This is a genomic window from Streptomyces kanasensis (assembly GCF_043077165.1).
Taxonomy (GTDB): domain Bacteria; phylum Actinomycetota; class Actinomycetes; order Streptomycetales; family Streptomycetaceae; genus Streptomyces; species Streptomyces changanensis.
The window spans coordinates 1-26,267 of record NZ_JBIBSF010000016.1 but is presented as its reverse complement, the minus strand read 5'-3'; the positions used below and the strand labels follow the sequence as shown (position 1 = coordinate 26,267).

At 75.0% G+C, this 26,267-nt stretch carries 24 protein-coding genes and 1 riboswitch; of the genes, 16 read left to right on the top strand and 8 right to left on the bottom strand.

The genetic code is table 11. The features are described 5' to 3' along the window. Positions 1-111 precede the first annotated feature (111 nt). Positions 112-1,329: an MFS transporter gene (locus tag ACF053_RS28710; protein WP_391956666.1), complete on the bottom strand. Its 1,218-nt coding sequence runs from the start codon at positions 1,327-1,329 to the stop codon at positions 112-114. 141 nt (positions 1,330-1,470) lie between these two features. On the opposite strand from ACF053_RS28710, the gene ACF053_RS28705 reads away from it, so the two are divergent. Beyond that, on the top strand, positions 1,471-2,772 hold the full coding sequence (locus tag ACF053_RS28705; protein WP_391956665.1) for an ROK family transcriptional regulator: 1,302 nt from the start codon (positions 1,471-1,473) through the stop codon (positions 2,770-2,772). 375 nt (positions 2,773-3,147) lie between these two features. Here the strand turns inward: ACF053_RS28705 and ACF053_RS28700 are convergent, their stop codons facing one another. The 3 genes from ACF053_RS28700 to ACF053_RS28690 all read right to left on the bottom strand — a co-directional run bounded on the left by ACF053_RS28700 (position 3,148) and on the right by ACF053_RS28690 (position 7,548). Next, the gene (locus tag ACF053_RS28700) at positions 3,148-3,903 is read right to left on the bottom strand and encodes an SDR family oxidoreductase (RefSeq protein ID WP_391956664.1); all 756 of its coding nucleotides are present in this window, start codon (positions 3,901-3,903) and stop codon (positions 3,148-3,150) included. Between the two features lie 35 nt (positions 3,904-3,938). Continuing rightward, positions 3,939-4,868 (bottom strand): RNA polymerase sigma-70 factor, encoded by a 930-nt coding sequence (locus tag ACF053_RS28695; RefSeq protein WP_391956663.1) that lies wholly within the window; start codon positions 4,866-4,868, stop codon positions 3,939-3,941. A gap of 334 nt (positions 4,869-5,202) precedes the next feature. After that, on the bottom strand, positions 5,203-7,548 hold the full coding sequence (locus ACF053_RS28690) for a chitinase C-terminal domain-containing protein (RefSeq protein ID WP_391956703.1): 2,346 nt from the start codon (positions 7,546-7,548) through the stop codon (positions 5,203-5,205). Positions 7,549-7,837: 289 nt separating this feature from the next. Then, a riboswitch (FMN riboswitch) is annotated at positions 7,838-7,968 on the top strand. Positions 7,969-8,152: 184 nt separating this feature from the next. Here ACF053_RS28690 and ribD point away from each other — a divergent pair. The 8 genes from ribD to ACF053_RS28650 all read left to right on the top strand — a co-directional run bounded on the left by ribD (position 8,153) and on the right by ACF053_RS28650 (position 14,209). Next, positions 8,153-9,226 (top strand): bifunctional diaminohydroxyphosphoribosylaminopyrimidine deaminase/5-amino-6-(5-phosphoribosylamino)uracil reductase RibD, encoded by a 1,074-nt coding sequence (gene ribD, locus ACF053_RS28685; protein ID WP_391956702.1) that lies wholly within the window; start codon positions 8,153-8,155, stop codon positions 9,224-9,226. Beyond that, complete coding sequence (locus tag ACF053_RS28680; protein ID WP_058941054.1) at positions 9,227-9,829, top strand: riboflavin synthase; 603 nt, start codon at positions 9,227-9,229, stop codon at positions 9,827-9,829. It abuts the gene before it with no gap. Beyond that, complete coding sequence (locus ACF053_RS28675; RefSeq protein WP_391956662.1) at positions 9,826-10,476, top strand: nicotinamide mononucleotide transporter family protein; 651 nt, start codon at positions 9,826-9,828, stop codon at positions 10,474-10,476. Before ACF053_RS28680 ends, ACF053_RS28675 begins: the two co-directional genes overlap by 4 nt. Continuing rightward, positions 10,473-11,792, top strand: coding sequence for a bifunctional 3,4-dihydroxy-2-butanone-4-phosphate synthase/GTP cyclohydrolase II (locus ACF053_RS28670; protein WP_391956661.1), 1,320 nt, complete (start codon positions 10,473-10,475; stop codon positions 11,790-11,792). The genes ACF053_RS28675 and ACF053_RS28670 overlap by 4 nt, the downstream gene beginning before the upstream one ends. Before the next feature lie 167 nt (positions 11,793-11,959). After that, entirely contained in the window at positions 11,960-12,445 is a 486-nt protein-coding gene (gene ribH, locus ACF053_RS28665; RefSeq protein WP_058941051.1) for a 6,7-dimethyl-8-ribityllumazine synthase, read from the top strand. 34 nt (positions 12,446-12,479) lie between these two features. Then, positions 12,480-12,752, top strand: coding sequence for a phosphoribosyl-ATP diphosphatase (locus tag ACF053_RS28660; RefSeq protein WP_058941050.1), 273 nt, complete (start codon positions 12,480-12,482; stop codon positions 12,750-12,752). Between the two features lie 123 nt (positions 12,753-12,875). Next, a complete protein-coding gene (hisG, locus tag ACF053_RS28655; RefSeq protein WP_391956660.1) occupies positions 12,876-13,724 on the top strand; it encodes an ATP phosphoribosyltransferase in 849 nt (282 codons plus the stop codon). Positions 13,725-13,747: 23 nt separating this feature from the next. After that, positions 13,748-14,209 (top strand): PH domain-containing protein, encoded by a 462-nt coding sequence (locus ACF053_RS28650; protein WP_391956659.1) that lies wholly within the window; start codon positions 13,748-13,750, stop codon positions 14,207-14,209. A gap of 69 nt (positions 14,210-14,278) precedes the next feature. On the opposite strand, the gene ACF053_RS28645 is transcribed toward ACF053_RS28650, so the two are convergent. Both ACF053_RS28645 and ACF053_RS28640 read right to left on the bottom strand, forming a co-directional pair. Then, a complete protein-coding gene (locus tag ACF053_RS28645; protein ID WP_391956658.1) occupies positions 14,279-16,243 on the bottom strand; it encodes an AAA family ATPase in 1,965 nt (654 codons plus the stop codon). 406 nt (positions 16,244-16,649) lie between these two features. Further along, the gene (locus tag ACF053_RS28640; RefSeq protein ID WP_391956657.1) at positions 16,650-17,339 is read right to left on the bottom strand and encodes a uridine kinase family protein; all 690 of its coding nucleotides are present in this window, start codon (positions 17,337-17,339) and stop codon (positions 16,650-16,652) included. Between the two features lie 344 nt (positions 17,340-17,683). Here ACF053_RS28640 and ACF053_RS28635 point away from each other — a divergent pair, with 344 nt between their 5' ends. The 3 genes from ACF053_RS28635 to ACF053_RS28625 all read left to right on the top strand — a co-directional run bounded on the left by ACF053_RS28635 (position 17,684) and on the right by ACF053_RS28625 (position 20,753). After that, the gene (locus ACF053_RS28635) at positions 17,684-19,105 is read left to right on the top strand and encodes a peptidase C39 family protein (RefSeq protein ID WP_391956656.1); all 1,422 of its coding nucleotides are present in this window, start codon (positions 17,684-17,686) and stop codon (positions 19,103-19,105) included. A gap of 91 nt (positions 19,106-19,196) precedes the next feature. Continuing rightward, positions 19,197-19,343, top strand: coding sequence for an SCO1431 family membrane protein (locus ACF053_RS28630; protein WP_107115026.1), 147 nt, complete (start codon positions 19,197-19,199; stop codon positions 19,341-19,343). 237 nt (positions 19,344-19,580) lie between these two features. Further along, positions 19,581-20,753, top strand: coding sequence for an acyl-CoA dehydrogenase family protein (locus ACF053_RS28625; RefSeq protein WP_391956655.1), 1,173 nt, complete (start codon positions 19,581-19,583; stop codon positions 20,751-20,753). On the opposite strand, the gene ACF053_RS28620 is transcribed toward ACF053_RS28625, so the two are convergent. Then, a complete protein-coding gene (locus tag ACF053_RS28620; protein ID WP_391956654.1) occupies positions 20,716-20,997 on the bottom strand; it encodes a hypothetical protein in 282 nt (93 codons plus the stop codon). The genes ACF053_RS28625 and ACF053_RS28620 overlap by 38 nt on opposite strands. Positions 20,998-21,164: 167 nt before the next feature. Beyond that, a complete protein-coding gene (locus tag ACF053_RS28615) occupies positions 21,165-21,554 on the bottom strand; it encodes a hypothetical protein (RefSeq protein ID WP_391956653.1) in 390 nt (129 codons plus the stop codon). 201 nt (positions 21,555-21,755) lie between these two features. On the opposite strand from ACF053_RS28615, the gene ACF053_RS28610 reads away from it, so the two are divergent. From ACF053_RS28610 to fxsA, 4 genes are all read left to right on the top strand, one after another. Then, positions 21,756-22,196: an Lrp/AsnC family transcriptional regulator gene (locus tag ACF053_RS28610; protein WP_058941044.1), complete on the top strand. Its 441-nt coding sequence runs from the start codon at positions 21,756-21,758 to the stop codon at positions 22,194-22,196. A gap of 193 nt (positions 22,197-22,389) precedes the next feature. Next, on the top strand, positions 22,390-24,021 hold the full coding sequence (locus ACF053_RS28605; RefSeq protein ID WP_391956652.1) for an amidohydrolase: 1,632 nt from the start codon (positions 22,390-22,392) through the stop codon (positions 24,019-24,021). A 536-nt stretch (positions 24,022-24,557) separates the two neighbouring features. Further along, positions 24,558-25,331 carry a polyprenol monophosphomannose synthase gene (locus ACF053_RS28600; protein ID WP_391956651.1) on the top strand — a complete coding sequence of 258 codons (774 nt, stop codon included), beginning with the start codon at positions 24,558-24,560 and terminating at the stop codon, positions 25,329-25,331. A 73-nt stretch (positions 25,332-25,404) separates the two neighbouring features. Then, positions 25,405-25,953, top strand: a complete 549-nt coding sequence (gene fxsA, locus ACF053_RS28595; protein WP_391956650.1) for an FxsA family membrane protein — start codon at positions 25,405-25,407, stop codon at positions 25,951-25,953. Positions 25,954-26,267 lie beyond the last annotated feature (314 nt).

Genomic DNA, 26,267 nt, shown 5'->3' with positions numbered 1-26,267 from the left:
CGGTCGCCGGGCGCCGGTCGTCCGGGCGCGCGACCGTCGGGCGGCCCCCGCCCGGTGGTCCTGCTCCGGTCGGGGGCGGTGGCGCGCCGCGGGAGCGGCGGTCGGGGCGGCTCAGGCGCCGCGGTCACCGCTGCTCGTGGTGCGGCCCGCGGGGGTGCCGGTCGCCGCACCGCCGCCGCGGCGCCCGCGCGGGCCCAGCACGTTCGCGCCGAGCACCAGGCCGAAGGCCAGCAGGGTGACGAGCCCGAACGACACCGTCAGCGACGTGACGTCCGCCAGCCCGCCGATCGCGGAGGGGGCGATCAGCCCGGAGGTGTACGTGATGGTGGCGACGCCCGCGATGGCCTGGCTCGGGTTGGGCCCGCTGCGCCCGGCCGCGGCGAACGCGAGCGGTACGACGACGGCGACCCCGAGCCCCATCAGGGCGAACCCGCCCATGGCCGCCACCGGGTGCGGCGCGGCGACCACCAGGACGCCGCCCGCCGTCGCCACGACGCCGCCGGTCCGCACCGTGCGCACGGCGCCGAAGCGGTCCACCACGCGGTCGCCCACCAGCCGCGCCACCGCCATGGTCAGGGTGAACGCCGTCGTGGACGCCGCGGCCGCGCCGGCCGACGCGCCGAGCACGTCCTCCAGGTACACCGCCGACCAGTCGAGGCTCGCGCCCTCCGCGAAGACCCCGCAGAAGCCGATCGCGCCGATCACCAGCGCCGAGCGCGGCGGGAGCGCGAACCGCGGCGGCGCCGCCTCGCCCGGCGGGCTGCGCAGGTCCAGCACGCCCTGGCAGAACACCAGGCCGAGCACGGTGAGCACCGCCGCGGCCAGCAGGTGGTGCAGGCGGGCGTCGGCGCCCAGGTGCGCGGCGACCGTACCGGCGGCGGAGCCGACCAGCGCGCCCACGCTCCACATGCCGTGCAGGCTGGACATGACGGACCGGCCGAGCCGGTTCTCCACCTCCACGCCCAGCGCGTTCATCGCCACGTCGGACATGCCGGAGGTCGCGCCGTACACGAACAGCGCGGCGCACAGGCCGAGCAGGTTCGGCGCCAGCGACGGCAGGACGAGGGAGAGCGTCCACATCGCCAGCAGCCCGCGCAGCGCCGCGCGCGCGCCGAACCGGTGACTGACGGCCCCGGCCAGCGGCATCGCCAGGGACGCGCCGAGGGCGGGGAAGGCCAGGGCGAGGCCCAGCTGTCCCGGGCTGACCCCCGCGTGCTCCTGGATCCACGGAATGCGGGTCGCGAAGCTGCCGGTGACCGCCCCGTGCACGCAGAACACGGCGGCGACGGCGTACCGCGCCCGTTTGACCTTCTCCACGCCGTACGGCACGGACCCTCCCCGGTTCCCCTGGTGTTGGTGTGTTGGTGTGTTCGGGTGTGTGGTGTCTCGGTGGTGCCGGCACACGCGGGTGCCGCGCCGCGTAAATTATCAGGAACCCTGCCTGAAAGTAAGGTCTGAAAGGATCCCGGCATGCCCTCCGCCCCCGCGTCCCCCAGCACCGCCCGGGCCATCAACGACCGGCTCGCCCTGCGTCTGCTCCAGGACGAGGGGCCTCTGACGGCCGCCGAGTTGAAGAGGCTCACCGGGCTGTCCCGGCCGACCGTCGCCGACCTCGTCGAACGGCTGCAGGGTGCCGGGCTCGTACGGATCGTCGGGGAGTCAGGAGCCGAGCGGCGCGGCCCGAACGCCCGTGTCTACGGGCTCGTCGCCGACCGCGCCCACCTCGCCGCCCTCGACGTGCGGCTGCGCGGGGTCACGGTCACCGTCACCGACCTGCTGGGCGGGCCGCTCGCCGAGGCCGCCGCGCCCATCGGCGGCGACACGGAGACGGGGCCGGCCGTCGAGCGGGCCGTCGCCCTGCTGGAGCGCACCGTCCGGGAGGCCGGAGCGACCCGGCTGCACACCGTCGGGATCGGCGCCCCGGGCCTCGTCGACCCGGTCACGGGAGCGCTGCGTGACTCGGCCGGTCTGCCCGCCTGGCACCGCCGCCTGGTGACCGCCCTGCGCGAGCGGCTCTCCGCGACCGTGCTCGTGGAGAACGAGACGAACCTCGCCGCGACCGCCGAGCTGCGCGAGGGGGCCGCCCGCGACCGCGACACGTTCGTCCTGCTGTGGCTCGGGCACGGCGTCGGCGCCGCCGTCGTCCTCGACGGCGCCCTGCGCCGCGGCGCGTCGGGCGGGGCCGGCGAGATCGGCTTCCTCCCGGTGCCCGGCACGGGCGCCCTCCCGTCGGCGACCGACTGCGCCGGGGGCTTCCACGCCCTGGCCGGATCGGCGGCGGTACGGGAGCTGGCGCAGGCGTACGGCATCGAGGCCGGCGGCCCCGACGACGAGGGCGAACCGGCGGGTGCCTCAGTGGTCCGGGCAGCACGGGAACGACCGGTCCGCCGGGACGGTACCCACGGCGCGGCCGACCCGGCGGACGGCGGTCCGGCGGGCCGGTGGCGGGCGGACGGCCGCGTCGGGGACGGACCCGGTGACGCGGCCGGGGCCTTCCTGGACGCCCTCGCCGAACGCGTCGCCCTCGGAGCCGCCGCCGTCACCGCCGTGCTCGACCCCGGCTGCGTCGTCCTGGGCGGCGAGCTCGGCCAGGCCGGCGGCGCCGCGCTCGCCGAGCGCGTCGAGGCCCGCCTCGCGACGCTCTCCCCGCTGCGCACCGAGGTCAGGGCCAGCACCCTGGGCGGCGCGGCGGTACTGCGCGGCGCGCTCCTCACCGCACGGGACGCCGCCCAGGACGAGCTCTTCGGCGGGTCGGCGGCGACGGCCCACTGACTCCTGCCGCCCTCCGGCACCGGCCGACGGTGACGGCCCACTGACTCCTGCCGCCCTCCGGCACCGGCCGGCGGCGACGGCCCACGGACCCCGCCGCGCCGGCCCGTCACCACCGGCCGTCCTGCCCGCCCCCGGCCCAGCGCGGGCCGACCGCCCCCTGCCGGCCCCGGCGCCCCCGGTCAGGTGCGAGCCCGGCGCCCGCCACCTCAGCCCGCCACCTCAGCGCTCACGAGGCCGGCGCTCACGAGGCCAGCGCCGCCGAGAGCAGGCCCCGTGCGAGCCCCCAGCGCCGCCGGCGCAGGGCCCCGTGCGAGCCCAGCGGCCGCCCGGCGCAGGGCCGGCGTGGCCCCGGTGCGCGCCCAGCGCCGGCCGTCCTCAACGCGGCGGCGCGCCCGCCCCGAAGCGGCGCTCCAGGTACTGCTCGAAGGTGCCCGTGCCGGACGCACGCTCCGGCGCCAGATGACCCCCGGCGCGGAAGGCGCGGTACGTCCGGCCCGCCAGCGGTACCGGCACCACGCGCCGGCGCCGCCCGCTCGCCCGCAGGTAGGCGCGGGCCAGTTCCTCGAAGGGGAGCACCTGCGGGCCTCCGAGGTCCGGTACGCGCCCGGCGGGGCCGGCCACGGCCAGCTCCGCGAGGCGGGCCGCCACCTCCGTGACCTCGACCGGCTGGTCCGCGACGCCCGCGGGCACGGGGAGCACCGGCAGCCGGGCGCACCCCTCCAGCACCCGCACGACGAGGTCGTGGAACTGCGTCGTCCGCAGGATCGTCCACCCGGTCGCCGACGCCTCGACGAGCCGCTCCACGGCCAGCTTCGTCCGGTAGTAGCCGAGGGGGACGCGGTCGACGCCGACGATCGAGATGTACACCAGGTGGCCGACCCCCGCCCGCCGCGCCGCGTCGAGCAGGTGCTGGGCGGCGCGCTCGTCGCCGCCGCGCGGGGAACTGGCGCAGTGGACGACCGCGCCGGCGCCGGTCACCGCCGCGTCCAGGCCCCTGCCGTCGCGCAGGTCGACGGCGTACGGCGCCGAGTGACGGCTCACCACGCGCACCTCGTGCCCGTCCGCGCGCAGCCGTTCGGTGACGTGCCGCCCGAGTGTGCCCGTACCGCCCGTCACCACGATGCTGCCCATGGGTCCGTCCTTCCCTTGCCGGGGTGTGTCACCGGCTACGACCGGACGGGTGCCCCCGGATGTGACAGCCGTGCCAGCTGTCGTGCGGCGAAGGCCAGCTTCCGCGGGTTGACCACGTTGTGCACGGCCGTGACGGCCCCGTCGCGCACCTCGAACGACGTGACCGCGACGAGCCTGTCACCCGTGTGGGCCACGAGCGCGGGCGCGCCGTTGACCTCCGTGCACGTCAGGCTCATCCCGGCGTTGCGGGTGAGGAGCCCGGCGAGGAAGCGCAGAACCTTCTCGCGGCCGGTGATGGGACGGCGCGCCGCGGAGACGGCGCCGCCGCCGTCGCCCCACCAGGTCACGTCGGCGGCCAGGGTCTTCTCCAGCCCGGCCAGATCGCCCTCCCGCGCCGCCGCCAGGAAGGACTCGACCAGCTCCCGGTGACGCCGCTCGTCCGGCCCGGGGAACCGCGCCCCCGCGGCGGCCACCCGCGCCGCGGCCCGGTGGTGGAGCTGGCGGCTGTGGGCCTCGCTGACGTCCAGGAGCCCGGCGATCTCGCGGTGGCCGTAGGCGAACGCCTCCCGCAGCACGTACACCGCCCGCTCGGTCGGCGTCAGCCGCTCCAGCAGCACCAGCAGCGCCGTCGACACCGCCTCGCGCCGCTCCGCGGACTCCGGCGGTCCCAGGACCCCGCCCGGCTCGCCCTCCGTGACGACCGGTTCCGGCAGCCACGGGCCGGGGTACGTCTCGCGCCGGGCGCGCGCCGAGGTGAGGCGGTTCAGGCACAGGTTGGTCACCACCTTCGCCAGCCAGGCCCCCGGGCGCTCGACGTGTCGCCGGTCGGCGCCACTCCACCGCAGGTAGGCGTCCTGGACCACGTCCTCGGCCTCCTCGGCGGAGCCGAGCATGCGGTAGGCGAGACCGAACATGCGCGGGCGGTGGCTCTGGAACTCGTCGACTGGCTCGGCTGCGGCGCTCACACCGGACAGCCTGCCACGCGAGGAGGGGACCGGCCGACCCGGGAGGCGACGACCGGAGCGCCCGGGAGCGAAGACCCGGGAGTGACCGGGGCGACCGGCCCGACCGGGAGTGACCAGCCCGCCCGGGAGGCGAACGCCCGGGAGCGGCCGGGGACGACCGGAAGCGCCCGGACACGGCGGAAGCGCCCGGACACGACGGCAGCGACCCGGGGACGACGGCAGCGACCCGGGGACGAGAGGGAGACCCGGGGACGACAAGGAGACCCGGTGGCGGGCAAGGGCCTTTCTCACCGCCACCGGGTCTCCGCCTGTCGTCAGGCGCTGTCGTCGGACGTCAGCAGGACCCCAGGTCCTGCCAGACGCCCCACTCGCCGGTGGAGCCGGGCTCCTCGCCCCGCGTCCACCACTTCGCCTTCCAGGTGTGGTTCCTGTGCGACACGGTCGCCCCGCCGCCGTACGCGGCCGCCGCGTCCCACGCCGGTGCCGTGCACGCGCCCGGGGTGGGCGTGGGCGTGGGCGTCGGCGTCGGGTCGGTCGGCCCCGGCGTCGGCCCGGTGCCCGTGCCGGGCTCCACGACGGTGGTGCCGCGCGCCAGGTCGCCGGCGAGCGCGTACGTCGTGCCCGCGATGTTCACCGTCCAGTTCGACGGCGTCGACACCGGCAGGTAGTAGTTGAACGACAGCTCCACCGAGGCGCCCGGCGCGAGGGTCTGCCAGGCCGGCAGCTTCAGCGAGACGCGGTGGAAGTCACCCTTCAACCCGCCCACGTTGCCGCCCGTGTGGTCGCTGCTGATCACCTTCGTGCCGAAGCCGGACTGGTCGGAGGCGTTGCCGGGGGCGGAGGTGGCGTAGTCGAACTGGAACTCCGTGCCGCCCGGGAGCGTCGTCTTCGTGTTGTTGGTGATCTTCACCTTGGGTGTGATCGGGTAGTTGGAGTCACCGAGCTTGAACTCGCCGAACTGCACGCCGATGTCCACGGCCTTGGTGGGCAGCGCCTTGTTCGAGACCTTCGCGCCGTACGGGGCGGCCGTCTTGAACTTGTCGTACATCAGGGTCGTCAGCGTCGAGCCGGGCTCGTACTGGCCCTTCGTCGCGTTCCACGCGTAGTCGCCGGCCAGCTCCCAGACCATCGTGCCGCCGATGCCCTTGTCGACCACGTAGTCGGCCTTGCGGGCCACCGACTGCTCGTCCTCCGTCGACAGGAAGACCTTCTTCTCGGCGTTCCACAGCCACGGCGCGACGAGCGTCGAGTCGTACTTGCGGGCGTAGGTGCCGGTCAGGCGGGTGTCGGCGGGGAAGCCGTAGCTCTTCAGGTAGTCCCCGGTGACGCCCTTCTCCAGGTTCTTGGCGTGCCACATCGGGTTGGAGCCCGCCGGGGACTCCTTGCCGTTGTCGTCCTTGTCGTGCCAGAGGTTGTCGATGCCGACCGCGCCGTCACCGCACTTGGTCAGCCCGGAGCCGGCCGGGCAGCTGGTCGCCGCCGCCCTGCCCCACAGGCCGTCGGTGCCGCCCTGCACGTTCTTGAAGCCGCGCGTGTAGTAGGGCAGGCCGATGTTGATGCGGCCGGCGGGCATGGAGCCGCGGAAGTAGTGGTACGCCCAGTCGGTGTTGAGGTAGCCGATGCCGCCGTACTGCTGGCTGCCGTACACGTTGGCCGCGGCGAGCTCGGCGTCCTTGCCGTCGTCGAAGAGCGAGGCGTTGGGGCCGACGTACTCGTTCCAGGCGCCGTGCAGGTCGTACGACATGATGTTGACGTAGTCGAGGTACTTCTGCTGCTGGTACGTCTCCATGCCGCGCAGCAGGTACCCGGAGGACGGGGCGGCGACGGTCAGCATGTAGTGGCGCCCGTCGGCGGCACCGGCGCGGTCGAGCTTCTCGCGCAGGGTCTTCATCAGCGCCGAGTAGCCCTGGACGAGGCCGGCGCGGCGGGGGTTCGCGATCGACCAGTCGAGCGGGTTGCCCGCGTCCTTCATGGTCGTCGCGTACTCGTAGTCGATGTCGACGCCGTTGAAGCCGTACTTCTTGATGAACGCGACCGCCGAGTCGGCGAAGGTGTTGATCCCGGCGTGGTTGACCGAGCCGTCGGCGTTGGTCGCCATCGAGTAGAAGCCGCCGGACGCGACGCGCTTGCCCCCGTCGTCGAAGTAGCCGCCGGTCTCCGCCCAGCCGCCGACCGAGATCAGCGTCTTCACGTCCGGGTGCTGCTTCTTGAACTTGGTGAGCAGGTTGAAGTGGCCCTTGTACGGCAGGCCCGGGTCCATCTCGGCGCCCGGGACGCCCGGCCAGGTCATGCCCGTGGCGGCGTTGGTGGGGGAGTCGCCGCCGACGGAGATCTTGTTGTCCCCCCCGACGTGGGCGAAGGCGTAGTTGATGTGGGTGATCTTGTCCCACGGGATGTTCGAGGCGAGGTACGCGGGGGTCCCGTCCTTGCCGGTGCGCCAGCCGGTGAAGTAGCCGATGACGCGGCGCTGGTGGTCGGCGCCCATCTTCTCGCGGCCCTGGGCGTCGTACACGGAGCAGTACGGGACGTCCACGCCGGGGGTCTTGTACAGGCCGTCGGGGCGACAGGACTCGTTGTCGACGGCGGCGTGGGAGACGCCGCCCGAGAGCGAGCTGAGCAGCAGTCCGGCGACGGCGGCGCCGGATGCGAGCAGCGAGGCCCTCGCACGGGGGGATGACAGCACGGTCGGCTCCTCCTGGGGAGTCGGGCTTCACACAACGTGCGGCGTATGGCAGGGGATTGGTCGTGCCGGGCCCGGGTGTGCGCACACCGGAGGGCGGTCTCCGCGGAGAGGTGACGCAGACATTAAGAGGACTAGACCAGAGCGTCAATAGGTCTGGACCAATTGGTCCGCGCGGAGGTGGTGGCCGGTGACCGCACGCCGAGCCGCCGGACGCTGTGAGTCACTCCACAGAGGATCACCCGCATGGCCGGTGCGTCGCCGTGGCACACTTGCCCTGTATCAGCAGCAGCGCACTCCGGGGTCGGTGTAATTCCGAACCGGCGGTTACAGTCCGCGACCCGGCCGCATCCAGTGGCCGGTTGACCAGGTGAAACTCCTGGACCGACGGTGAAAGTCCGGATGGGAGGCAGTGCGCGGCGGGCGACCCCACCAGGGGCGCGCCGGCCGTCTGCCGGTCGCCGGGCGTTCCCGGTCGCCGGTCGGCGCCGTGGCGTACCCGGACGGCGGTGTCGTACCCGCTCCCTGTCGTCATCGACAGCCCCGGAGTCCGTGCCCGACGAGGCAGGAGGACCCGGTGGCCCCAGTAGCCGATGTGGACGCCATGCGCCGAGCCGTCGCGCTCGCCGCCCGCGGACTCGGCTCCACCAGCCCCAACCCGGTCGTCGGGTGCGTCATCGTCGACGCCTCCGGCCACGAGGTGGGCACCGGGTACCACGAGCGCGCCGGCGGCCCGCACGCCGAGGTGCACGCCCTGCGCCGGGCGGGCGTCCTCGCCCGCGGCGGCACCGCCTACGTCACCCTCGAACCCTGCAACCACACCGGCCGCACCGGCCCCTGCGCCCAGGCGCTGATCGAGGCCGGGATCGCGCGCGTCGTCTACGCCGTCGCGGACCCGGACCCGCAGGCCACCGGCGGAGCCGAGACCCTCCGCGCGGCGGGCGTCCGGGTCGAGGGGGGCCTGCTCGCCGACGAGGCCGAGGCGGGCAACGCCGCCTGGCTCACCTCCGTACGCCTCGGCCGCCCCCACGTCCGCTGGAAGTACGCCGCCACCCTCGACGGCCGCGTCGCCGCCGCCGACGGCACCAGCCGCTGGATCACGTCGCCCGAGTCCCGCGCCGACGTCCACCGCCTGCGCGCCGAGGCGGACGCCGTCGTCGTCGGCTCCGGAACCGCCCGCGCCGACGACCCGCACCTCGCCGTCCGCGGCGTCGACGGGGCCGTCCAGCCGCTGCGGGTCGTCGTCGACACCGGGGCGACCGCGGTCAAGCCCGGGGCCCGCGTCCTCGACGACGCCGCCCCCACCCTGGTCGCCGTCGCCGACGACGCTCCCGTCGACCACCTCGCGGGGACCGACACCGTACGGCTGCCCAGGGCCGCCGGCGGACGGGGCCTCTCCGTCCCCGCCCTCCTCGCCGCCCTGCACGAGCGCGGCGTCCGCTCCGTCCTCCTCGAAGGCGGCCCCACCCTCGCCGGCGCCTTCGCCGCCGAGGGCGCCGTCGACGAGGTCGTCGGCTACCTCGCCCCGGTCCTCCTCGGCGCCGGGCCCGCCGCGCTCGGCGACGCCGGGATCGCCACCATCGCCGACGCGCTGCGGCTGAGCGTCACCGACACCACGCGGATCGGCCCCGACCTGCGCGTCACCGCCCGCCCCCGCCCCACCACCAAGGAGACGTGAGTGTTCACCGGAATCGTCGAAGAACTGGGTGAGGTCACCGCCGTCGAGACCCTCGACGACGCCTCGCGCTTCCGCCTCCGCGGCCCCGTGGTCACCCGGGGCGCGAAGCACGGCGACTCGATCGCCGTCAACGGCGTGTGCCTCACCGTCGTCGAGCAGGAGGGCGACGAGTTCACCGCCGACGTGATGGCCGAGACCCTCAAGCGCTCCAGCCTCGGCGCCCTCACCGTCGGGTCCCCCGTCAACCTGGAGCGGCCCATGGTCGCCGACGGCCGCTTCGGCGGACACATCGTCCAGGGCCACGTCGACGGCACCGGCACCGTCGTCGAACGCGTCCCCTCCGAGAACTGGGAGGTCGTCAAGGTCTCCCTCCCCGCCGAACTCGCCCGGTACGTCGTGGAGAAGGGATCCATCACGGTCGACGGCGTCAGCCTCACCGTGGTCGAGGCGGGCGACGACCACTTCACCGTCAGCCTCATCCCCACCACGCTCGCCCTCACCACCCTCGGCACCAAGCAGCCCGGCGACCCGGTCAACCTGGAGGTCGACGTCATCGCCAAGTACGTCGAGCGCCTCCTCGGCACCCGGGGAGGCAGCCGGTGAGCGCCCTGGACTGGCTCAACAGCGAGGCGTTCACCGCCTTCGGACAGCGCATCATCTGGTCCGACCTGCTCGGCAACACCATCGGCCTCGCCGCCCTCGCCCTCGGCTGGCGCCGCTCCCTGTGGACGTGGCCCGCCCAACTCCTGTCCGGTGTCGTCCTCGTCGCCGCCTACGCCTCCGCCCACCTCTCCGGCGGGGTCGGCAAGCAGCTCCTCGTCATCACCGTCGCCCTGTGGGGCTGGCGGCAGTGGCGGCTCGGCCGCGGCCAGGCCCAGGACGGCTCCGTCGCCGTCCGCTTCGCCACCTGGCGGGAGCGCGGGTTCCTCGTGGCCGGCGCCGTCGCCGGCACCCTCGCCGTCGGCGGCCTGTTCACCCTCTACCCGTCGCTGTCGTGGAGCCCGTGGGCCGACGCGTACATCTTCGTCGGCACGCTCGTCGCGATGGTCGCCCAGGCCCGCGGCCTCGTCGAGTTCTGGTTCGCGTGGCTCCTCGTCGACGTCGTCGGCGTCCCCCTCGCCTTCGGCAGCGGCCTGGCCTTCTCCGGCCTCGTCTACGTCGTCTACTTCGCCCTCGTCCTGTGGGGCATGCGCGACTGGTGGCTCCGCACGCGCACCCCGGCCAAGGCTCTGGAAGGAGCACCGGCATGACCACCGCACCCGAGCTGTCCGTGTGGGCCCCCGCCGACCTGACCCTCGACCCCGTCGAGCAGGCCGTCCGCGACATCGCCGCCGGGCGCCCCGTCGTGGTCGTCGACGACGAGGACCGGGAGAACGAGGGCGACCTCGTCATCGCCGCCGAGAAGGTCACGCCCGAGATCGTCGCCTTCATGATGAGCGAGTGCCGCGGTCTGATCTGCGCCCCCATGGAGGGCGACGAGCTGGACCGCCTGCGGCTGCCGCAGATGGTCGCCGACAACACCGAGTCCATGGGGACCGCCTTCACCGTCTCGGTCGACGCGGCCCCCGCCCACGGCGTCACCACCGGCATCTCCGCCGCCGACCGCGCCACCACCCTCCAGCTCCTGGCGAGCGGTACCGCCGAGCCGGCCGACTTCGTCCGGCCCGGCCACGTCTTCCCGCTGCGCGCCCGGCCCGGCGGCGTCCTCGCCCGCGACGGCCACACCGAGGCCGCCGTCGACCTCGCCCGGCTCGCCGGGCTCCGCCCGGCCGGGGCGATCGTCGAGATCGCCGGCGAGGACGGCGTCATGCTGCGGCTGCCCGAGCTCGTCCCGTTCGCCCGCAAGCACGGCCTGACGATCATCTCCATCGCGGACCTCGTCGCCCACCTGCGCGGCGGCACCCCCGCGGCCGCCCCCGCCCCGGCCCCGCGGCCGACCGTCCGCCGCGAGGCCGAGGTGCGGCTGCCCACCGCGCACGGCGACTTCACCGCGTACGGCTACCGCTCCACGACCGACGGCGTCGAGCACGTCGCCCTCGTCCACGGCGACCTCGGGAACGGCGAGGACGTCCTCGTCCGCGTCCACTCCGAGTGCCTCACCGGCGACGTCTTCCACTCCCTGCGCTGCGACTGCGGCCCCCAGCTGCACGCCGCCATGGACCGCGTCACGGAGGCCGGCCGGGGCGTCGTCGTCTACCTGCGCGGTCACGAGGGCCGCGGCATCGGCCTGCTGTCGAAGCTCCGCGCGTACGAGCTGCAGGAGCGCGGGCGGGACACCCTCGACGCCAACCTGGAGCTCGGCCTGCCCGCCGACGCCCGCGACTACGCCGCCGGCGCCGAAATGCTCGCCGACCTCGGTGTGCGCAGCGTCCGCGTCATGACCAACAACCCGGACAAGACCGCCGCCCTCAGCCGCCACGGCCTCACCGTGCTGGGCCGGGAGGCGATGCCGGTGCAGGCCGGCGAGCACAACGTCCGGTACCTGCGCACCAAGCGGGACCGCATGGGCCACGACCTGCCCTGGCTGGACCCCGCGGCCGACGTGTCCCCCTGCGCGACCCAGTAGCGCCGGGCCCGCGCCACCCCCGTACCATCCCGCACCACCGGTCGCGCACGCCCCGGCGCGCGCACGACCGGCGGACGGCACCACGACCACGCACGACGCACCACCCGGCACGACGCCACCAGGCACCACCCGTCAGAGCAAGCGACACGCACCACCCGAGGAGAGATGTGAGCGGCAAGGGCGCACCCGAACTGACCGTGAAGAACTGCGGAGACCTCCGGGTCGCCGTCGTCGCGGCCCAGTGGCACGAGAAGATCATGGACGGCCTGGTCGACGGCGCCCTGCGCGCCCTCCACGAGCTCGGCATCGACGAGCCGACCGTGCTGCGCGTCCCCGGCAGCTTCGAGCTGCCCGTCGTCGCCAAGGTCCTCGCGGGTCGCGGCTACGACGCGGTGGTCGCCCTCGGCGTCGTCATCCGCGGCGGCACGCCCCACTTCGACTACGTGTGCCAGGGCGTCACCCAGGGCCTCGTCCAGGTCTCGGTCGACACCGGCGTTCCGGTCGGCTTCGGCGTCCTCACCTGCGACACCGAGGAGCAGGCCCTCGACCGCGCCGGACTGGAGGGCTCGAACGAGGACAAGGGCCACGAAGCGGTCACCGCCGCCGTGGCCACCGCGACGACGCTGCGCACCGTCAGCGAACCCTGGCGCTGAGTGCGGGTCCCGCACCCCGTACCCTAAGGACATCATGGCGAACAAAACCTTCGAACAGCTCTTCGCCGAGTTGGAGCTCAAGGCCAGGACCGGCGACCCCGCCACCTCCCGCACCGCCGAACTGGTGGACAAGGGGGTCCATGCCATCGGCAAGAAGGTCGTCGAGGAGGCCGCCGAAGTCTGGATGGCCGCCGAGTACGAGGGCAAGGACGCCGCCGCCGAGGAGATCTCGCAGCTGCTGTACCACGTCCAGGTGATGATGGTCGCCCGCGGGATCTCGCTCGACGACGTCTACGCCCACCTCTGAGCCGCCCGGGCGCCCGACGCCCGGGCCGCCCACCGGTCCCGCCGGGCCGTCCGGTCCGGCCGGGACCGCGGCCGCACCGCCGCACCCACCCCGAAGCACTCCGACGCAAAGGAAGCACGTCCCATGCTGCGCATCGCCGTCCCCAACAAGGGTTCACTGTCCGGGCCTGCGTCGGCGATGCTCCATGAGGCCGGCTACAAGCAGCGCAAGGAGTCCAAGGAGCTCGTGCTGGTCGACCCGGAGAACGAGGTCGAGTTCTTCTACCTCCGCCCCCGGGACATCGCGATCTACGTCAGCTCCGGCAAGCTCGACATCGGCATCACCGGCCGTGACCTGCTGCTGGACTCCGGCGCCGACGCCGAGGAGATCCTCCAGCTCGGCTTCGCCCGCTCCACCTTCCGCTACGCCACCCGCCCCGGCACGGCGAGCGGCCCGGCCGACTTCCACGGCATGACGATCGCCACCTCCTACGAGGGCATCGTCGCCAAGCACCTCGACGACCACGGCATCGACGCGTCCGTCGTGCACCTCGACGGCGCCGTCGAGACCGCCGTCCAGCTGGGTGTCGCCCAGGTCATCGCGGACGTCGTCGAGACCGGCACGTCCCTGCGCAACGCCGGTCTGGAGATCGTCGGCGAGCCCATCCTCACCTCCGAGGCCGTCGTCGTGCGCCGCACCGGCGCTCCCGCCGACGACCCCGGCGTGCAGCGGTTCCTGCGCCGCCTCCAGGGCGTCCTGGTCGCCCGCAGCTACGTGATGATGGACTACGACTGCCGCGCCGAGCACCTGGAGCAGGCCGTCGCCCTCACGCCGGGCCTGGAGTCCCCCACCATCTCGCCGCTGCACAACGAGGGCTGGGTCGCCGTCCGCGCGATGGTCCCCGCCAAGGACGCGCAGCGCATCATGGACGACCTGTACGCCCTCGGCGCGCGGGCCATCCTCACCACGGCGATCCACGCCTGCCGCCTCTGAGTCCGGAAGCCGACCCGCCCACCATGACGACCGACGCGCCCAGCGAAGTCCCCGCACTCCCCGTCACCTTCCGCCCCCGGCGCACGCGCGCCGTGCTCCTCACCGTCGGCGCCGTCATGTTCGCCGTACTGACGGCGGTCGCCCTGATACTGGAGCGGCTCCACCCGGGGGAGCGCATGAGCTTCATCCTCACGGCCGGCCTGTTCTACGGGGTGCTCATCCTGATGAGCCGCCCGAAGGTGGTGGCCGACGAGGACGGCGTCACCGTCGTCAACCTGACCCGCAGCCGCCGCCTGTCGTGGCCGGAGATCCTCCGGGTCAACCTGCGCGTCGGCGACCCGTGGGTCTTCCTCGACCTGAGCGACGGCACCAGCCTGCCCGCCCTCGGCATCCAGCCCGGCATCGGCCGGGCCCAGGCCATCCGCGACGCACGGGCGCTGCGCGCCCTCGTCGAGAACCGCGGGACGGGCGCCGAGCAGCGCTGACGGCCCTCCGCACGGCACCCGGCCCCCGCCCGCACGCGGCGGGCCGGCCCGTGCGCGGGACCCCGCCCGTCAGTACCCGGGGGGCGGGGGGTCCTGCGGGCCGTGGGAGGCCGGCCCGCGGCCCGAGAGGACCTCGCCGTACGCCTGCATCAGGTCCGGCAGCCGCAGCGTCGCCAGGTCCTTCCGCGTCGGCGTCGCCGCGTACCCGGACAGCCGCAGGTCCCGGTACGCGCACGACTTCTCGTACAGCGTCCGCAGGAACCGGCCGTTCCCCAGCTCGTCGATCCACCCCTGCTCCACCACGTGGCCGCTGATCGAGCGCAGCTCCTCCAGCGACTCCTCGTCCCAGAGGTCGCCGTTCCCGGCGGCCAGCACGCGGCCGATCTCCGTCAGTTCGAGCGGCCGGTAGGAGGGGAAGTCGACCCGCGTGGTGAAGCGGGACGACAGTCCGGGGTTCGCGGCCAGCAGCCGGTCCATCCCCTCGGGGTAGCCGGCGAGGATCACCACCAGGTGGTCGCGGTTGTCCTCGGCGCGCTTCAGCAGGACCTGGAGCGCCTCGTCGCCGTAGGCGTCGCCCTTGCTGTAGCCGGTGTTCGACAGGGAGTACGCCTCGTCGACGAAGAGCACCCCGCCGAGCGCGGAGTCGATCAGCTCGTTGGCCTTCACCGCCGTCTGGCCGAGGAACTCGCCGACCAGGTCGGCCCGCTGCGCCTCGACGAGGTGGTCGCCGCCCAGCAGCCCGAGCGCGTAGAAGACCCGGCCGAGGATGCGGGCGACGGTGGTCTTCCCGGTACCGGAGGGGCCCGAGAAGACAAAGTGACGTTTCGGCGGTTGTACCGGCAGCCCCTGCGCCGCGCGCAGCCGTGCCATCTCCAGCTGCGCGGACAACGCCTTCACCTGGCGCTTCACCGGTTCGAGCCCCACCATCCGCTCCAGCTCGGCGATGGCCTGGCCGAGCAGCCCCGGGTCGACGGGGCTCGCCGGGAACGGGGGAGCGGTCGGCCGGCCGGCCACGGCCCCCGCCGCCTTCTGCCGGGCCCCGCCCGACGGCGCGGGCACGCCGGGCACGGAGGGGGCCGGCCCCGAGGACCCGCCGGGGCCCGGGCCCGGAACGCCCTGCGGCGAGGCGTCGGGGGCCGGGTAATCCTGCCCGTCCAGCGCTGTGTCGAGCAGGTCGGCGCCGAGCCCGCCGTCGCCGCCGATGCCGGCCCCGGCGCCCGCCAGCGACACGGCCGCGACGCCCGCGGACTCCTCCGGCGAGCCGTCGAACCCGTCGTACTCGGCGATGGCCGCCAACCGCGCCGCGGTGTCCATGAACGCCGGGTCCACCCGGTGCACCGCCCGGTACAGCGGCAGGGCGGCGGCCGTGCGGCCCGTGCCCTCGTGCGCCCGCGCCAGCCAGTAGCGCAGCTCCTTGCGCTGCGGCTGCTCGCTGCGGCACCGCATCAGCGCGGCCGACAGAAGCGGCTCGGCCTGCCCGTACATCTCCAGCCGGACCCGCGCCATGCCGCCGAAGAGGCCGGCCTCGATCCCGAGCAGCGGATCGTCGACGAGCGGCTCGGTGTGCCGCACGAGCTGGTCCCAGTCCTTGACGAGGTACGCCCGGCAAGCGTGCAGGAACCGCACCTGCGGGTCGGTGTCCACGGGCGGCAGCCCGGCGAGCGCCCGGTCGAGCTCGGGGACGTGGCGGCCGTCCAGCCAGTGCGAGGCGTGCGCGAGCAGCAGGTCGCGGGGGCTCTCCAGCACCGGCTGCACCCACCAGCCCAGCCAGTACCAGGAGTTCAGCGTCCGCCGGTGTCGCCGGCGCTGCTCGCAGAACCGGTCCCGGTGGTGGTACATGCGCAGCAGGGCGGTCGTCGTGTCGACTCGCAGGGCGTGCAGCCCGAGCCAGGCGTCGGCCATGCCGGGGTCGATCCGCACGGCGGTCCGGAACTCCTCCTCGGCCTGCGGGTACGCCCCCATGGTGTAGGCGTCGACGCCCCGCAGCCAGGCGAGCTCGGCCGGGGCCTGTGTGCCCTGCGTGCCGATGTCCATCGGGTCCCCCACAACACGTGTCCCCGGAGCCCCCCGGCCGGGCGGGCGCCCGTCGGAAGTCTTCCCAATCGCCTTCTCGTGGACGGGTTTTGACCGCACCGGAAGGCATCGTACCTGCGGGGAAGCCGCGCGATTAAGGGCGCAACCAGCGCTCGGGGGGCGGTCGCGGGCGCGCCCGGACCGGTGACCCAGGGTGAGCACGGGGTGGCCGATCGGGCCGCGGGGCGGGGGTGGTGGGCAGAACGAAGCCCCCGATCACGGGGGAACAACCGGGGGCTTCGCGTCTGCGGCGACTCCGAAAAGCCGCACATTGAGAACGTAAGACCTGTAAGCCTCGTCGGTCAAGCGAAGTTGAGGCAGTCTGCCCGGCTGTTTTCCGACACCTCCGGAGCCACCCGGAAGGTCGTTACCAAGAGTGACGATTTGGTTCCTCATCGACGGCCGGAAGGCGCCTCGGACGCCACTCGTACCCCCCGGTGCACTCGCGTACCAGGATGTCCGCGAAGGGCAGCGACGGGTCGTGGGCGAAATGGCGGGTCTCCGCCACTGTCCATCCGTCCCAGAACGTGGACTGCCCCGGCCCGTCCCGGTGTCGCCCGCGCCGCCAGGACTCCTCGGGCGGGCGTTCCATCCACAGCAGCCGCGCGAGGTGGGGCCGCACGGCGCGCCGCCCCGCGCCCACGCCCTCGACGAGGACGACGGGGGCGGGAGGCAGCCGCCGGGGCGGCGCGAACCGGCGCGAGGTCCAGTCGTACGGGTGATACTCCGCGGCCTCGCCGCGACTCAGCCGTTCGAGCACCTGCTCCCGCAGTCGGCCCGTCCAAGCGAACAGCTCGTCGTGCGTGGCGAGGTCGTCGAGGTGCAGGACGGGGGCCCCGCCGAGCGCGGCCGCGAGGCGTGCGGCGAAGGTCGACTTGCCGGACCCCGCGTGCCCGTCGACCCCGACCAGCCGCACCGGACCGCAGGAGGGCGGCAGCGCGCGCAACCCACCGGCGAGCGCGCCCAGCCCGCCGTGCGCGCCGGGCGTTCCGGACGCGCCGGGGTCGGCGGGGCTCCGGCCCGGTGGGGGACCAGGTGCGGGGACGGCTGCGGACATGCCGCCACCCTACGACGCGGTACGACACCGGAGCCGGGCCGCACCGCGCTGGACGCGGCCGTCCCGACCATCGAGCCGCCAGCGCCCGCCCCGCCCCCTCGGGCCCGGCGGGACGGCGCCGCGTCACGCAGCAACGCGCCGCTCCGGCCCCACGCGCCGCACCGCGCCGGCCTCCACCCCGCCGGGGCGGACGGCCCGGACTGGGCCGGGCGGAGGGCAGCCGTCCGGGGGCCCGCGCGGGTTGCCTGGCCACGGGGGTGTCCGCCGTGGATAGTGGGCCCGCCGACCCGTTCCGTGACCGGTCCCGCGCCGACCGGGGCCCGCCCGACAGGGGGAATGCCCGCATGCCCGACCCGACCTCGCGCAGGACCGTGCTCGCCGCCGCCCTCGCCACGGCCTCCGCCACCGTCGCGGCCTCCGCCGCCTCCCCGGCCCGGGCCGTCGCGCCCGCGGCCCCGCCACCGGTCGACCCCGCCGCCCCCGCCGTCGACCCGACCGCGACGCCCGCGGGCGCGGTCGGTGCGCCCGGCGGGCCGCCCGTCGACAACCGCTTCTGGACCTCCCCGGCCGACTGGCACTCCGGCACGGGCGAGGGCGTACGGGTCGAGGCGGGCCGCCGTCCCGGCCTGGTGGTCGACGCCCCCGCGGGCCGCCTGGACCACACCGACCCGCACACGGGCGCCACCGCCGGCTGGGAGTACGCCACCTGGACCTCGCCCCGGCACACGCCGGCCGTCCCCGCCACCGAGGTGGTCGCCTCCTGGAACGCCGACACCCCCGACGGCACGTGGATCGCGGTCGAGCTTTCCTGCGGCTACGGGGACGGCACCGACAGTCCCTGGTACACGATGGCCCGCTGGGCTGCGGGCGACCGGGACGTCAGGCGGGCCTCGGTCGACGGTCAGGGCGACGGACGGACCGCCGTCTCCACCGACACCCTCGCGGTGCGCGACCCCGCGAGCGGCCTGCGGATGACCTCCTACCGGCTGCGCGTCACCCTCCACCGCGCACCGGGCACCGACCGCACGCCGACCGTGTGGCGGCTCGGTGCGATGGCCTCCGACGTCCCCGACCGCTTCACCGTCCCCGCCGCCGCGCACCGGGTGGTCCGCGAGTTGATCGTCCCGCGCTACTCGCAGACCGTCCACACCGGCCAGTACCCGGAGTACGACAACGGCGGCGAGGCATGGTGCAGCCCCACCTCCTCCCAGATGGTCGTCGAGTACTGGGGCCGCCGCCCCACCGCGCGCCAGCTGGCCTGGGTGAACCCCGACTACGCCGACCCCCAGGTGTGCCACGCCGCCCGCCACACCTACGACAGCCAGTACCGGGGGTGCGGCAACTGGCCGTTCAACGCCGCCTACGCCGCCACCTACGAGGACCTCCAAGCCGTCGTGACGCGTCTGCGCTCGCTCACGGACCTGGAGACGCTGATCGAGGCGGGCATCCCCGTGATCACCTCCCAGTCGTTCCTGGAGGGCGAGTTGACCGGGGCGGGGTACGGCACCACCGGACACCTGATGGTCGTGGTCGGCTTCACCGCCGACGGGGACGTCATCGCCAACGACCCCTCCGCGCCCACCAACCAGGCCGTCCGCCGCGTCTACCGCCGACGCGAGTGGGAGACGGTCTGGCTCCGCACCAGGCGCCACGACGCCTCCGGCAGGACCGTCACCGGTCCGGGCGGCGTCTGCTATCTGTACTGGCCCACGGAGGCCACCCCCGCCCAGCGGCGTGCCCTCGCGGAGGTCGGCGTCCCGGCGTGAGCAACGTCTCCCCCCGCGGTGGCCCCGACGCTGGCACATTGGAGTGTCGTAGGGGGACCTCCTCAGCCGAACCGACTGACAGCGAGAAGCCATGACCGCGAACGCAGCCGCCGCGCCCTTCGTCCGTGCCCGCACCGGTGGTCCGAAGGACGACGGCCCCACGTGGCTGGAGCACGCCCTGGGCTGGGTCCTCGTGATCGTCGTCGCCATGCTGGTGACCGACACGGGCCTCATCTGACGTTCCCGCACCGTCCCGCCCGGCCCGCCGGGCGGTCAGTGAACGAGCGTTATCGAAGGGTGTCTTTCCGCTGGTGACGGGAGCCACCCGATCGGGCATACTCGTGCCGCCACAGCCGCTGAACTGCCGATTCCGTGATCCGGACGGGCAGCATCGGCGAAGCAGTGAGACACGGCGGCGCCGCCCGACCCTTCGCGCGCGCCCGCCGCAGCGCCCGACAGGGAGGAGAGCGCCGCTATGCCCGACCGCGCCCCGCAGCCGGTGGACCGCCAGCTGCCCACGGAGGAGTCCAGGGATCTGATCGCCCTGGTGCGTGACGTCGTCAGGGGGGAGATCGCCCCCCGGGCCGCCGACGAGGAGGACGCCGGGCACTTCCCGCGCGAGGTCTTCTCCCTGCTCTCCGAGGCGGGCCTCCTCGGCCTGCCCTACGATTCCGGCCTCGGCGGCGGCGACCAGCCGTACGAGGTGTACCTCCAGGTCCTGGAGGAGCTCGCCGCCGCCCGGCTCACCGTCGGCCTCGGCGTCAGCGTCCACACCCTCGCCTGCCACGCCCTCGCCGGCTACGGCGCGAAGGAGCAGCAGACCGAGCACCTGCCCGCGATGCTGGGCGGCGGACTGCTCGGCGGGTACTGCCTCTCCGAACCGGCCTCCGGTTCCGACGCGGCCTCCCTGCGCACCCGGGCCGTCCGGGACGGTGACGACTGGGTCATCACCGGCACCAAGGCGTGGATCACCCACGGCGGCGTCGCCGACTTCTACACGGTGATGGCCCGCACGGGCCCCGAGGGGCCGCGCGGTGTCACGGCGTTCCTCGTCCCCGGCGACGCCGAGGGCCTCACCGCGGCCGCGCCCGAGAAGAAGATGGGGATGAAGGGCTCGCCCACCGCCCAGATCCACTTCGACGGCGTACGCGTCCCCGACGCGCGCCGGATCGGCGACGAGGGTCAGGGCTTCACGATCGCCCTGTCGGCGCTGGACTCCGGGCGGCTGGGCATCGCGGCGTGCGCGATCGGTGTCGCCCAGGCCGCCCTGGACGAGGCCGTGGCGTACGCACGGGAGCGGCGGCAGTTCGGCCGCCCCATCGCGGACTTCCAGGGGCTGCGCTTCATGCTCGCCGACATGGCGACGCAGATCGAGGCCGGCCGCTCCCTCTACCTCGCGGCCGCCCGGCTGCGGGACGCGGGCCGGCCGTTCTCCCGGCAGGCGGCGATGGCGAAGCTGTTCTGCACGGACGCGGCGATGAAGGTCACCACCGACGCCGTGCAGGTGCTCGGCGGCTACGGCTACACCGCCGACTTCCCGGCCGAGCGCTACATGCGCGAGGCGAAGGTGCTGCAGATCGTCGAGGGCACCAACCAGATCCAGCGGGTGGTCATCGCCCGCCACCTCGCGGGGCCCGAGAGCCGCTGAACTCCGCGGCCCCCACGTCGCCGGGGTGCGCCCACACCGGCGCCGCCGTGAGCCTGGTCCACTCCTGGTCGCGGCGGCCCGGCAGCGTACGTCCCGAGCCGGCCCAGTGGCGCAGCAGCGCCCGGTAGATCGGCGGGTCCCCCGCCTGCGGGAGCGGTGCGTCGCCACCGGCCGCCGCGCCGGGCACCACCAGGCGGCCCTGGACGTAGCCGCTCGTCGAGTACGTCGTGTACAGCGAGGTCATACCAGGGCAACGCGCACCGGCATGCCGGGTCACCCCCGGTGGCAATAGGCCGCCAGTTCGCGGCGTACCCGCGGCGCCCGGGGGCGCACCCCGGTACGGTGCCCCGCCGCGGGGCGCCCCGGCGGCGCGGGCGCGCGCCGGGGCGTACGGGCGGGGACCGGTGCGGGTCAGGCGGCCCGGCGCAGGCGCGGGGTCGCGGTGCCGCGCATCCGCGGCACCTTGATCGGACGGGACCCGGGCCCGCCCACGTGCGAGAACGGCTGCGTGCGCCAGTCGAGCCCCTGAGGGAGCGTCAACAGCAGCCCCAACTCCTGCTCGTGCGGCCCGGACGCCGCGTCCACGGGCCGCGCGTCGGCGGCGTCCCGTCCCGAGCCGCCGCACACCGACAGCACGAACGGGTTCCACGGCGTGGGGCACAGCGCGTGCTCGGGCAGGACCTCCTCGTCCGCCAGCAGCGCGATCGGCTGCGCGCAGTCCGGGCAGACGACCCGGAACATCTCGAACGTGTCGTACGCGTCGAGCTCTTCGGCCTCTACCGAATCAACAGGCTCCTGCATGGAGAATCTCCCCCTCAGGCGGGCCGACCAGGCATGCGGCCCCGACCACAGCAAGCAATTCCCCCTCACGCGCGCGGATAACCGTCCGGTACCGAACGACCGTGACCATGACCTGTGGCTTTGGTCACATGCCGCTCGCAGGTGCCCGTACGGTGTGCCGCCGACTGGGCCGGAGGGCACCCGGGGCAATAGGTTGACCGCATGGAGGAGCTGGATCGTCAGATCGTCGAGTTGCTCGTCAAGGACGGGCGCATGAGCTACACCGACCTGGGCAAGGCCACGGGCCTGTCCACGTCGGCGGTGCATCAGCGCGTCCGCCGCCTCGAACACCGCGGCGTCATCCGCGGGTACGCGGCCGTCGTCGACCCGGAGGCGGTGGGGCTGCCGCTGACCGCGTTCATCTCGGTGAAACCCTTCGACCCCAGCGCCCCCGACGACATCGCCGAACGGCTCGCCGACATCCCCGAGATCGAGGCGTGCCACAGCGTGGCGGGCGACGAGAACTACATCCTCAAGGTCCGCGTCGCGACCCCGCTGGAACTGGAGCACCTGCTCACCCGCATCCGCTCGCAGTCGGGCGTCTCCACCCGCACGACGGTGGTGCTCTCCACCCCCTACGAAGCCCGCCCGCCCCGCGTCTGACCCGCCGCGACGGCACCGCGCCCCGCCTCGCCCGCCCCACCTCACCGGGCCCCGACGGGGCCGGGCACCGTCCCTGGACCCGGTCTCGCGCCGGCCGCCGTCCCGAGCTGCGTCCGGCCGTCCCGACGGGGGTCCGGCCGCCGTCCCGGGCCCCGGCCGGGGGCGGCGGCAGCCGCTGTCTACGCTGGTCACCATGACCGAGCGCGAACCCGAACACCGCACCGTGCTGCTGCGCGGTGGAGACGTCCACAGCCCCGCCGACCCCTTCGCCACCGCGATGGTCGTCGAGCGCGGCCACGTCGCCTGGGTGGGGTCGGAGGGCGCGGCCGACGCCTTCGCCCCCGGCGTGGACGAGGTGGTCGACCTCGAAGGCGCCCTGGTCACCCCCGCGTTCACCGACGCCCACGTGCACACCACCGCGACCGGGCTCGCCCTCACCGGCCTCGACCTGTCCGGTGCCCGGACCCTGGACGACGCCCTCGCTCTCGTACGGGAGTTCGCCGCCGCCCGCCCCGGCGACCGGGTCCTGCTGGGCCACGGCTGGGACGCCGCCCGGTGGCCCGAACGGCGGCACCCGACCCGTGCCGAGCTGGACGCCGCGACCGACGGCCGCCCCCTGTACCTGCCGCGCGTCGACGTCCACTCGGCGGTGGTCACGACCGCCCTGCTCGACCTCGTCCCCGGTGTCACCGCCCTCGACGGCTACCACCCCGAGGCACCCCTCACCGGCGCCGCCCACCACGCCGTGCGGGCCGCCGCCCACGCCGCGGTCACCCCCGCCCAGCGCACCGCGGCCCAGCGCGCCGCGCTGCGCCACGCCGCCTCCCTGGGCATCGGCACCGTCCACGAGTGCGGCGGACCCGAGATCTCCGACGAGGACGACTTCACCGCCCTGCTGGCGCTGGCCCGGACGGAGGACCTGCCGCGGGTCGTCGGCTACTGGGCGGAGCCCGTCGCCGGGGAACAGGACGCCGCCCGCGTCCGCGCGCTGGGGGCCGTCGGCGCCGCCGGCGACCTCTTCGTGGACGGCTCCCTCGGCTCCCACACCGCCTGCCTCCACACGGCGTACGCCGACGCGCCCCACACCGGCGCCGCCCACCTCGACGCGGCCGCCGTCGCCGCGCACGTCACCGCCTGCACGCGGGCCGGGCTCCAGGCCGGCTTCCACGCCATCGGCGACGCCGCCGTCACGGCCGTCGTCGACGGCGTCCGGGCCGCCGCGCAGACCGTCGGCCTGTCCCGCGTCCGCGCGGCCCGGCACCGGGTGGAGCACGCGGAGATGCTCACGCCCGAGACGATCGCCGCCTTCGCGGAACTCGGCCTCACCGCCTCCGTGCAGCCGGCCTTCGACGCGGCCTGGGGCGGGGAGGACGGCATGTACGCCGAGCGCCTCGGCGCCGAGCGGGCGCGCACCCTCAACCCGTACGCGGCGCTGCTGCGCGCCGGCGTGCCGCTGGCCTTCGGCTCCGACAGCCCGGTGACCCCGCTGGACCCCTGGGGCGGCGTCCGCGCCGCCGCCTTCCACCGCACGCCCGAACACCGCGTCTCCGTGCGTGCCGCCTTCACCGCCCACACCCGCGGCGGCTGGCGGGCCGCGGGCCGGGACGACGCCGGGGTCCTCGTGCCCGGTGCACCCGCCGACTACGCCGTGTGGCGCGCGGGTGACCTGGTGGTGCAGGCCCCGGACGACCGGGTGGCCCGCTGGTCCACGGACCCCCGCTCCGGCACGCCGGGGCTGCCGGACCTCACGCCGGGCACCCCGCTGCCCGTATGCCTCCGAACGGTGGTCTCCGGGCAAACGGTGTTCGTCCGACCGAACGAGTGACATGGGGGCGTTCCGGTCGCCGGGCGGCCCGCGGCGCGGTCGGGCGCGACCTGCGGATCTTCGTCGCTGACCTGGCCGTTCCCATGAGGACCGCAGGTCAGGCAGGTGTTGACAGGCAACGGTGAACGGCCGGTAGGTTCGGCCGGGTCCACCACGGACGTCCGACCGGCAGAGCACGGCCTGCCCGTGGCCGCAGAGCGCCGCTGGATCGCGGGGTGGTGTGCCGCACCGGCGCACCACCGCTGGGAGCCAGGTTCAGCGCGAGCGTCCCGCGGCGCGGCGGGGTCGATCCGGACGGGGCGTCCCCCCGGCTCCCGGAGCCGGGGCGGGGTGCGACCCGGGTGGGGCCCGGACGTTCAGTAGACAACGGCTCTCGGACGACCCGCAGCCAGCGGGCCCCAGGTCGGCCCGAAGGACGCCGGGCCCCCGAGCGGACCGGGCCGTGCCGCCGCTTGTACGGACGTCCCGACACCACGACCGGCCCGCCGCGCGGGCTCGCTATGGTGGGCATCCGCGACAGGACGTGAGGGGCAGTAGTGAAAGACGACGGTCAGAGTCAGCGGCGGTACGGACCGCTCGGCAGGGCCTTGGTGATCGTTCCGACCTACAACGAGGCGGAGAACATCGGGCCGATCGTCTCCCGGGTGCGGGCCGCCGTGCCCGACGCGGACGTCCTCGTCGCCGACGACAACAGCCCCGACGGCACCGGCAAGATCGCCGACGAGCTGGCCGCCGAGGACCCCCGCGTCCACGTGCTGCACCGCAAGGGCAAGGAAGGGCTCGGCGCCGCCTACCTCGCCGGGTTCCGCTGGGGCATGGACCGCGGGTACGGCGTCCTCGTCGAGATGGACGCCGACGGCTCCCACCGCCCGGAGGAGCTGCCCCGGCTGCTGACCGCCCTCAAGGGCGCGGACCTGGTGCTCGGCTCCCGTTGGATCCCGGGTGGCCGGATCGTCAACTGGCCGAAGTCACGCGAGTACCTCTCCCGCGGCGCGAGCGTGTACTCGCGGCTGCTGCTCGGCGTGCCGATCCGCGACGTCACCGGCGGCTTCCGGGCGTTCCGCGCGGAGACCCTGCAGGGGCTCGGGCTGGACGACGTGGCGTCCCAGGGGTACTGCTTCCAGATCGACCTGGCGCGGCGGGCGGTCGCGTCAGGCTTCCACGTGGTGGAGGTGCCGATCACGTTCGTGGAGCGGGAGCACGGCGACTCCAAGATGAGCCGGGACATCGTGGTCGAGGCGCTGTGGCGCGTCACCGCATGGGGCGTGGGCGACCGTGCCGGCCGCCTGACCGGTCGCAAGCCCCGCTGACCGCCGCCGGCTCCCGTCGCCGTGGCCGGGGGCCTTTACACCGTCCCGGCACGGCTCCCGGCACACTGGGAGCATGACGACCGGTGCCCCGCCCCCCGCCACACGCGGGCGCTCACGCGCCCGCACCCTCGTACCCCTCGGTCTGGCCGTATGGCTGGTGCTGGAGATCTGGCTGCTCACCCTGGTGGCGGACGCCGCCGGGGGTCTCACCGTGCTCGCGCTGTTGGTGGGCGCCGGCGTCCTCGGCGCCACCGTCGTCAAGCGGGCCGGCCGCCGGGCCTTCTCCACGCTGGCCGGGACGCTCCAGCGCGAGCGGTCGGGCGAGCCGCCCGAGGCGGCCGGGGCCGGCGGCGGCAACGGCATGCTCATGCTCGGCGGTCTGCTGCTGATGCTGCCCGGCTTCCTCTCCGACGTGCCCGGCCTGCTCCTGCTCGTGCCGGCGGTCCGCACGGCCGCGGCGCGGCACGCGGAACGGACGCTCGACCGCCGCATGGGGTCCCTCCTCCAGCAGGCCCGCGTCCGCCGCCCGGACGGCCGGGTGGTCCAGGGCGAGGTGATCCGCGACGAACCCGCCGGGTCCGGCCCGGCCGGCCGCGACGCCAGGCCGCCGCTGACCTCCTGAACGCCAGGCCGGCCCCCTCTGCGGGGGCCGGCGCCTGCGTCGTCGGCCGCCGCCGTGCCGCCGTACGCGGCCCCGTCGACGGCACCGCCGGGGTTCCGGGGCCTGCGGGCGGGCACGTCCGAAGCCGTCGGCGGGCGTGCGTCCGGGAGCCGCAGCCGGGCGTGCGGGAGCGTGGCGGTGGTACGCCAAAGCCGCGGGGGGGGGGGGGGCCCGGGGGGGGGGGGCCCCCCGGGGGGCGGGGGCGGGGGGGGGGCCCGGGCCCCCCGCCCCCCAGGGGGGGGGCGGGGGGCCCCCGCGGTGTATTTCGGCGGCGC

Coding starts and splice junctions, on each gene's coding strand:
- ACF053_RS28705 (WP_391956665.1), top strand. CDS start 1,471: ATGCCCTCCGCCCCCGCGTCCCCCAGCACCGCCCGGGCCATCAACGAC.
- ACF053_RS28700 (WP_391956664.1), bottom strand. CDS start 3,903: ATGGGCAGCATCGTGGTGACGGGCGGTACGGGCACACTCGGGCGGCAC.
- ribD (WP_391956702.1), top strand. CDS start 8,153: ATGCGCCGAGCCGTCGCGCTCGCCGCCCGCGGACTCGGCTCCACCAGC.
- ACF053_RS28670 (WP_391956661.1), top strand. CDS start 10,473: ATGACCACCGCACCCGAGCTGTCCGTGTGGGCCCCCGCCGACCTGACC.
- ACF053_RS28660 (WP_058941050.1), top strand. CDS start 12,480: ATGGCGAACAAAACCTTCGAACAGCTCTTCGCCGAGTTGGAGCTCAAG.
- hisG (WP_391956660.1), top strand. CDS start 12,876: ATGCTGCGCATCGCCGTCCCCAACAAGGGTTCACTGTCCGGGCCTGCG.
- ACF053_RS28650 (WP_391956659.1), top strand. CDS start 13,748: ATGACGACCGACGCGCCCAGCGAAGTCCCCGCACTCCCCGTCACCTTC.
- ACF053_RS28645 (WP_391956658.1), bottom strand. CDS start 16,243: ATGGACATCGGCACGCAGGGCACACAGGCCCCGGCCGAGCTCGCCTGG.
- ACF053_RS28640 (WP_391956657.1), bottom strand. CDS start 17,339: ATGTCCGCAGCCGTCCCCGCACCTGGTCCCCCACCGGGCCGGAGCCCC.
- ACF053_RS28635 (WP_391956656.1), top strand. CDS start 17,684: ATGCCCGACCCGACCTCGCGCAGGACCGTGCTCGCCGCCGCCCTCGCC.
- ACF053_RS28630 (WP_107115026.1), top strand. CDS start 19,197: ATGACCGCGAACGCAGCCGCCGCGCCCTTCGTCCGTGCCCGCACCGGT.
- ACF053_RS28625 (WP_391956655.1), top strand. CDS start 19,581: ATGCCCGACCGCGCCCCGCAGCCGGTGGACCGCCAGCTGCCCACGGAG.
- ACF053_RS28620 (WP_391956654.1), bottom strand. CDS start 20,997: ATGACCTCGCTGTACACGACGTACTCGACGAGCGGCTACGTCCAGGGC.
- ACF053_RS28615 (WP_391956653.1), bottom strand. CDS start 21,554: ATGCAGGAGCCTGTTGATTCGGTAGAGGCCGAAGAGCTCGACGCGTAC.
- ACF053_RS28610 (WP_058941044.1), top strand. CDS start 21,756: ATGGAGGAGCTGGATCGTCAGATCGTCGAGTTGCTCGTCAAGGACGGG.
- ACF053_RS28605 (WP_391956652.1), top strand. CDS start 22,390: ATGACCGAGCGCGAACCCGAACACCGCACCGTGCTGCTGCGCGGTGGA.
- fxsA (WP_391956650.1), top strand. CDS start 25,405: ATGACGACCGGTGCCCCGCCCCCCGCCACACGCGGGCGCTCACGCGCC.